The sequence below is a fragment of the Methanospirillum sp. genome (genome assembly GCF_035560735.1).
In the GTDB taxonomy this organism is placed as follows: Archaea; Halobacteriota; Methanomicrobia; order Methanomicrobiales; family Methanospirillaceae; genus Methanospirillum.
The window spans coordinates 1-7660 of sequence record NZ_DATMYY010000319.1 but is presented as its reverse complement, the minus strand read 5'-3'; the positions used below and the strand labels follow the sequence as shown (position 1 = coordinate 7660).

At 44.4% G+C, this 7660-nt stretch carries 5 protein-coding genes; 3 read left to right on the top strand and 2 right to left on the bottom strand.

Translation table 11 applies throughout. The features are described from left to right. Positions 1 to 206: 206 nt before the first annotated feature. Positions 207 to 1004, top strand: coding sequence for an EFR1 family ferrodoxin (locus tag VN429_RS09355; RefSeq protein ID WP_325632525.1), 798 nt, complete (start codon positions 207 to 209; stop codon positions 1002 to 1004). Between the two features lie 231 nt (positions 1005 to 1235). On the opposite strand, the gene VN429_RS09350 is transcribed toward VN429_RS09355, so the two are convergent. Both VN429_RS09350 and VN429_RS09345 read right to left on the bottom strand, forming a co-directional pair. Then, a complete protein-coding gene (locus VN429_RS09350) occupies positions 1236 to 1937 on the bottom strand; it encodes a CDGSH iron-sulfur domain-containing protein (RefSeq protein ID WP_325632522.1) in 702 nt (233 codons plus the stop codon). A 46-nt stretch (positions 1938 to 1983) separates the two neighbouring features. After that, entirely contained in the window at positions 1984 to 2421 is a 438-nt protein-coding gene (locus VN429_RS09345; RefSeq protein ID WP_325632519.1) for an ester cyclase, read from the bottom strand. Between the two features lie 65 nt (positions 2422 to 2486). Between VN429_RS09345 and VN429_RS09340 the strand changes: the two genes are divergently transcribed. Beyond that, on the top strand, positions 2487 to 3314 hold the full coding sequence (locus VN429_RS09340; protein ID WP_325632516.1) for a TrmB family transcriptional regulator: 828 nt from the start codon (positions 2487 to 2489) through the stop codon (positions 3312 to 3314). A 467-nt stretch (positions 3315 to 3781) separates the two neighbouring features. Continuing rightward, on the top strand, positions 3782 to 7363 hold the full coding sequence (locus VN429_RS09335) for a PAS domain S-box protein (RefSeq protein WP_325632514.1): 3582 nt from the start codon (positions 3782 to 3784) through the stop codon (positions 7361 to 7363). Positions 7364 to 7660: the final 297 nt, after the last annotated feature.

The window sequence follows — 7660 nt, the reverse complement described above, 5'->3', positions numbered from 1 at the left end:
TATTTAAATGGGGATAAACAAACAACTCCCCTTGCAGACAAACCTTGAAAATACTCTCGGAAAATAGGTTGATCTCATCACCAGAAAAACTGTGATGAAGAGATGAACCCGACTCTCAAAGAGGAAAATCAAGTATATACCCCCAACATGGAGGGCTAAAGTGTTATCGCAATTCTAGACAATAAAATAATACCGCGAGAACCAAAATGTCCACTGTAATTTATTACTTTACTGGAACCGGAAACTCACTAGTTATTGCGAAGAAGATCGCAACAGCACTTGGGGAGACTGAGTTGGTGCCTGTTGCATCATTTTGTGATACAACGGGTCACATTACCCCAGGGGCAGAGCGTGTAGGGATTGTTTTTCCAGTATACTTCATAGGTCTGCCAGCGATGTTGGCATCGTTTGCATCACGTCTCCGCTTCAGGAATGAAAAATATATCTTTGCCGTTTGCACGTTCGGGGGAACCGGGGCTGCCCCCGCCCTCCAACAGCTCAACGGAATTCTCCGGCAGAATACGTCACGAGGGCTTGATGCGGGTTTCAAGGTAAAGATGCCAGGCAACTACATCCTGATGTACGAATCCCCTAAAGGAGAGAAGCGTGCAAAAATGCTTGCAACGGCGGATAAAGATATCGCCCGGGTTGCGGAGGCTGCCCTACAATGCCAGAAAGCTAAGCTCCCCCGCTCATTCTTCGGAGAGATCCTCCACATCCTGTTCTATCACCGGTTCTTCATCCGTGTACATGGAGAGGACCAGAAGTTCACCGTATCAGAGAGATGTAATTCCTGCGGGACATGTGTCGCAGTCTGCCCGGCAAAAAATATCGAGCTTTTCCAGAATAAACCAGTCTTTCAGCACCGCTGCGAACTCTGCTGTGGCTGCATCCACAACTGTCCGGTTCAGGCTATTCAGGTCGGAAAAAAAACAGAGAGATGGCAGCGGTACCGGAACCCTGATGTAACAGTTGCCGAGTTGAAACTCCGGGAGAAGTTCTAATAAAGATTAGTATCTCGCACTTCACCAGAATGACCACTCGCTTGCTGCTACACAGATAATTGCTGCGATTCTTCAGAACTTAGGGAACATATATCGATTGCATCGCTATAGAGCACGAAAGGTGATATCCTTCAAACTATGGGTCGTGAATTTGCTTACTTTAATTGGAGGTTTCTCTTTGATGGTTGCATTATTTACCAGACATCTGACCCTCAAAAAGGGAGGTTTTTTCTAGTGCTGAATATGACTACCATCGCAGAACGGTTTGTTCATGGATTTCCCGCATCGGCAGAGCGTGACGCGGTTTCGGAGCGTATAGGGTTTCCCATCTGATGATACAACCGGGATACCCCCTCTCACCCAAAGTGGCCCGTGCTCCCCTCGAGCCGGGTACTCGATAATGACAATAGACTTCTCGAGATCAGGCTCGATTGCCATCCCTGTTTTCTTGTCTTTTAGGACAAGGCGCCCGGAAGGGCAGTTGCGGGCCTCCTCAATTGCGGTATCCCTTGCCACTGGATCATCAGATTTCTCCGTGAGATCCCATATCCCACCGGCCCGCATACAGAACCGTGCATGGACACAGAGATTCTCATAATCGAGAAGATCCAGTTCCGGGCCTTTTATAACCAGGGGATATTTCAGGTACGGCTCACTCCCTGCCTTCTCAGTCCCGTCAAAGCCTATTTTTGCATGGGTCCCATCGCAGAATGGCTTATTCTGTGAATGTCCACATCGGCAGAGTGCGTAAGTCTCCTGCACCGGGTACTTCTTCGAAACCTTCCAGTTTCGGCAATATCCCTCATCATCATTACATATCTCTTGCTGGATTAGGGGAACTCCTCCACTCACGATGTAGGGTCCATTCTTTGTTACTGTGACCCTCATTTCTTTATATGCTGGCGTCTCTTCTTGCTGGGATTGGTCGTTCATACTATCTTCACCCGTAATCCAACTCTAATTCACGTTCCCAGACGTCTTACATCAGGCCGATCTGCTGCATCAGGGAGATCTTATCATAGAAGAGTTTCTCTTCAATAATCTCCCCATCCTTCCAGTGAGCGACCGTACAGAACTCAACCTTGAAGGATTTCCCATTCGGAGGAATCTCTTTCCCATCGGGCGTTGTCATCGGACCCTTGAACGTACCGGTAAATTCTGCCACCGAACATGTCCAGTCTCCCTGACCGAAGAAGACCTTGTAGGGCCGGTTCCCGACCTTATTGTCAGGGAAAATCTTGAAAAATGCAATCGCCTCTTCTCTGTGGGAAGGTCTTCCATGAGTCGGTTTTTCCTGTCCTGGCCAGAATACATCCACATGGGACGCATGTCGCTTCTCAAACGTTTCCCAATCCTGACCGTTCCAGGCATCATCCAGGGTCTGCATCAAGTGCATGTTCTCTTCAACTGTTGACATCTTTCATCACCTCTTTATTCGATCGTGAATTAACAGACCTAGGCAATAACAGTTATGTAACCTACATGAGGGTATATGTCACATTACTCTCTATGACAATGAATATCAAAACAATACGGCTTCTCCAGAGACTTGGTCTGACAGCATACGAAGCAAAAGCATATGCAGTTCTGGCACAGGCTGGAACCCTGTCGCCCTTTGATCTTGCTGAAGAATCCGGAATCCCACGGACAAAAATATACGATACTATCCGGCGTCTGGAGCGGGAGAACCTTGTTCTCGTGGAAAAAGGCAGACCCTCTAAAATTTCTGCAATCTGTCCGACTGAAGCAATCAGGGGGCGAAAAGCCATCCTTGATGCCGAGATCGATCAGATGACAAATGAGTTCAAAATGAATTTTGACAAACACAAGAAACAGGATGTACCCCGGTCAAACATCATTCATGGACTAGACAATATCGTAATCAGGACTACTGATATGATGCAGAGGGCAAAAGCCAGTCTCTACCTTTTTGGAACACTCTATTATCCGGAAGAGGTAGAACCCATAAAGCAGCAGATTGAAGCCGTAAAAAAAAGGGGCGTCATCATACGGATATCGACCAATAACCCGATCCTCGTACAAAAGAAGATGCTTGATGTGTCAGAGTCCTTTACCAAAGTGATAAACGATCTCCAGGTAGCACCAGAGCCTTTCATCCGGACAATGACTATTGATAACAAGGAGATGTTGATGATGTTTCCCCTGCCTGAAGCAGACCAGGAGTATCGGGAGAATGTTATAGCCCTCTGGATTGATAATGAAACAGTGACGAAAGCCATCAATAACGTTTTCAATATTACCTGGGGGAACCGGAACTGGGTAAGTCAAAACCAGAAGATATCAGGTTAAGGTAGTTCTTTCTGACACGGATCTGGTGTGAATCAATCCAGTTGAGTAAACCATGACGTAAAACTCAGTCAATCCAAGATATATTTTCGAGATGGCTCCCTTTGAAATAAGTTCCCTATTACATTCAGAATTAATGTATGGTACCAACTTCTCTGATCAGGTATTGACTCCCTTAATCTACCAGGACTATTTCTTTAGGGATTGTATGGATGGGATGAATATCTCATCCTCTCTTCCTATCCCATACCCCATTAATGCCAAGATAGTTTTTATATCGATCTAACGCATGATGTTGTGTAGACTACACAGCCCAGATAGTACGTAATCAGAGTTCAATCGGGAAGTCAGGGAGCAATCCGGTCAGGGATACAGGTATTGATATCTGGCCTGTTCGATATACAGGATTCCTCTCGATGAGTTTCATTCAACCAGATAATGGTGGATCTCGATGATACAGGGATCAAAATATGAAGACACATGTTTGGATGACCATTCTTTTGCTGATAGTATCTTCTGCCTATGTAGCTTCAGGTGAACCTGTACAAACCACGGTCAACACATCTCTTTCGTCTCTCCTTTTTCTGGGAAATGAGAATATCCCCCCGGTGATATTTCTGGATGGAACAACTCCCAAAGGTGTTGATGTTGACATAGTCCGGGCACTGGCACCTCATATTTCACAGCCGATTGAGATTAAGGCCATGAACTGGTCACAGGCACAGTCACTTGTTGCACAAGGAAAAGCAGATGCCCTGATTCAGATAAATCCTACAGAAGAACGGCTGAAATTCTATGATTTTTCAGATACCCTGCTAGAATCGCAGTTCTCTATCTTCACCCGGGAAGAAAAACTCGGCATTTCCGGGATCTCAAGCCTTCGCGGACTTAAGGTTGGTGTTGAAGCAAAAGGTCTTCCTCTCCAGATATTAGAAAAAGACCCTGAAATACTCTTAACAATCATCCCCAATTTTACTGAAGGGTTCAACCAGGTACAGAGCGGTTCTCTCGATGCAGTCGTTGTAGACTACCGGGTAGGTTCATATATTCTTGCTCAAAACAGGATTCAAAATATCAAGGTATCTGGCGAACCAATAGCATCCTCCAACTCTTCATTTGCGGTTAAAAAAGGGAATACAAAACTGTTGAATGAAATTAATAATGCCCTACAAATTATAAAGGCAGATGGCACGTATCGCAGCGTCCTCGATGCCTGGAACCCTACAGAAGGAATTTTTCAAACTAGGGAGCAGATTACAGAAGGGACATATCGCGTTGCTATAATCTTTTTACTCCTCCTGTTTGTCATTGGAGGGATATGGATAGCGACTATCCAAAGAGAGTTAACCAGAAGAAAATCCGCTGAAAACAAGTTGATGGAACAGTACTCCATATTACATGGCATCATTAACAGTGCGAACGCACTGATATTCTCTGTAGACCGCACCTATCGATACACCAGTTTTAATCAGGGCCACGCCACCACCATGAAAAATCTCTATGGAGCAGAGATAGAACTTGGTCAGAGTATACTTGACTATATTTCAGTACCACTTGACCGGGAAACCTCAAGGCACAACCTTGATCTGGCATTAACCGGAGAGGAACTCGTAGATGAGGCATATTCAGGGGAAGAACTTCTCTCGCGTAAATATTTCTACGTGCTACACAACCCTATCAGGAGTAGAGAAGAGATCATTGGTGTTGCTGTTCTTGCCCATGATATCACTGATCGTAAACTGGCAGAAGTTAACCTTCACCAGGTACTGGAAACCCTCGAACAACAGGTCCATGAACGAACTGATCAGTTATCTGAGGCAAACCAGGAACTCATAACCCAGATTGCTGAACGAGAACAGGGAGAACACGACCTCCGGGAGAGTGAGGAGCGATACCATGCAATTTACGATCAGTCGCCGATTGCCATAGAACTGTTTGATGCTTCAGGAACACTGGTGCAGATGAACCCAGCTTGTATGACCCTTTTTGGTATAGATGATATTAAAAAGATCCAAACATTCTCTCTATTTTCAGACATCTATCTTACAGACAAGCGAAAAAATAAACTCTATCTCGGAGAAGGGATTCAATACCATGGCTCTTTTGATTTCGACAAAGTGAAAAACCGCTATGGGTATCCAACCACCAGGGAAGGAATAATCTGGATTGATATAGTCATCACCCCGCTGTGCAATGATGGAGAAACCATCACCGGATATCTCGTCCAGATTCAGGATATAACCAAACGCAAAGAGGCTGAAGAGGCAATGAGAATTGCAGAGGAGACGTACAGAACCATCTTCCTGAATTCTCAAATCGGCCTTTTCAGAACCGATATAATCACCAGGTTCATAATAGACGCAAACGATGCGGTTGCCCGATTCTTTGGATTTGAAGGCCGCGAATCATTATTGGAAAATCCTTTCAGCATGGCAGAGCGATATGTCGAGCCGCATGACCGCGAGAAGATGATCTCTCTGTTAAAGGAGACCTGTGAGTTCCAGAATTATGAGATGCGGATAAGACAAAACGATGATTCGATTGTGTGGATTCGCTTTTCTGCACGACTCATCTGGGAAAAGGGATGGATTGAAGGTGTTGCTGAAGACATCACCGACTATAAGCTGGCCACAGAAGCACTTGCGGATAGTGAAAGCAGGCTTCAATTAGCGCTATCAGGGTCTGAAACCGGAATGTGGGAGATTCATATTCCCTCCATGATGGGAAATTTCGATAATCAGGCCGCAGGCCTCATTGGGTACGAACAGAATGAGAATGGATTTTATACGCTAAAAATTGGTGAATTATCATATCCTGAAGATATCCCCCTCATCATGCAGCGTCTTAATAATTATCTGGGTGGTCTGACCACCATCTTTGAATCAGAACACCGTATAAGAAAGACTTCCGGGGAGTGGATATGGGTGCTTGTCAGAGGGAAAACGACCCAATGGCTTGATGATGGTTCTCCTCTCCTGATATCTGGGACTATTCAGGATATTTCTGAACGTAAACAGATACAGGACAATCTCAGAGAGAGTGAGAAGCGGTACCGTGACATGTTTGAGATCAATAACGCAGTCATGCTTATTATTGATTCAGAAACTAATCGAATCGTTGATGCAAATGCTGCTGCTATTAAGTATTATGAGTATGATCGGGATGAATTGATCAACAAATCCATCAGTGAGATCAACACAGCAGATCCCGAAGTTATCAAGATGGACATTTCCTATGCAGTAGGACAGAAAGGAACGATTTTTCAGTTTAAACATCGGAAAAAGAGCGGAGAGATCAGGGATGTTGAAGTTTTCAGCGGCCCAGTCATTGCAAAAGGAAAACGATTACTACATTCAATTATCCAGGATGTTACCGAGCGTAATCGTGTTGAAGAAGCTCTCAGGCAGGCAAACCATAAGTTAAACTTGTTGTCCAGTATTACAAGGCATGATATCGGTAACGAACTACAGGTTATTTTTGGATATCTTGAATTCGCACATGAAACAGACTTGAGTCCCGAAGTACGGAAGTATATCGAGAAAGCAAATATATCCTCACATAATATTGAACGGCAGCTGGCATTCACCCGTGATTATGAGGATATCGGGGTACACACACCAGTCTGGCAGGACGTAGGCCTTGTTATCTCTCACGTAATGAAACCCGTTGATATCGGTTCGATTCAACTGCAGATCGATATTTCAGGGGTTGAAGTATTTGCTGATCCCCTCATGGAAAAAGTCTTTTACAACCTTGTTGAAAATGCAAGGCGATATGGAGAGACAATCACCAAAATTCGATTCTCCGGGAATGAGCAGGAAGGTGGATATATTATCATCTGTGCAGATGATGGGGTAGGGATCCCGGACGAGTTCAAAGGGAAAATTTTCAAGCGTGAATATTACAAACATACCGGGTTTGGACTTAATCTCTCACGAGAGATTCTTGATATTACCGGTATAAGCATCACTGAAACGGGGGAACCCGGGAAGGGAGCACGGTTTGAGATCATGGTTCCAAAAGGAAAGTGGCGGTTAACAGGGGTAAAATAAATTATTTTCTCGATTTTGGTCGAATTAGTTTACAAACAGGAGACCTCTCTGATAGGAGAATATCTGATTGATCCCATGTTTTCTGCGAATGGTTTCTCATTCTTATGTGTCTTCAAGGAAGAATCTGATGAATTATTTTCAACCAATTTACAGTACTGTGTAGATCCTTTCTAAAAACTGATATGATCACAGATTTCGAACCCCCTTACGGATAAATCGATAATATCTACTATTTTTTCAATTCACCCCACATTTGTCAGATCTAAATTCACCCACTGAATATTAATGCAATGAGAC

Coding starts and splice junctions, on each gene's coding strand:
- VN429_RS09350 (WP_325632522.1), bottom strand. CDS start 1,937: ATGAACGACCAATCCCAGCAAGAAGAGACGCCAGCATATAAAGAAATG.
- VN429_RS09345 (WP_325632519.1), bottom strand. CDS start 2,421: ATGTCAACAGTTGAAGAGAACATGCACTTGATGCAGACCCTGGATGAT.
- VN429_RS09340 (WP_325632516.1), top strand. CDS start 2,487: ATGAGGGTATATGTCACATTACTCTCTATGACAATGAATATCAAAACA.
- VN429_RS09335 (WP_325632514.1), top strand. CDS start 3,782: ATGAAGACACATGTTTGGATGACCATTCTTTTGCTGATAGTATCTTCT.
- VN429_RS09355 (WP_325632525.1), top strand. CDS start 207: ATGTCCACTGTAATTTATTACTTTACTGGAACCGGAAACTCACTAGTT.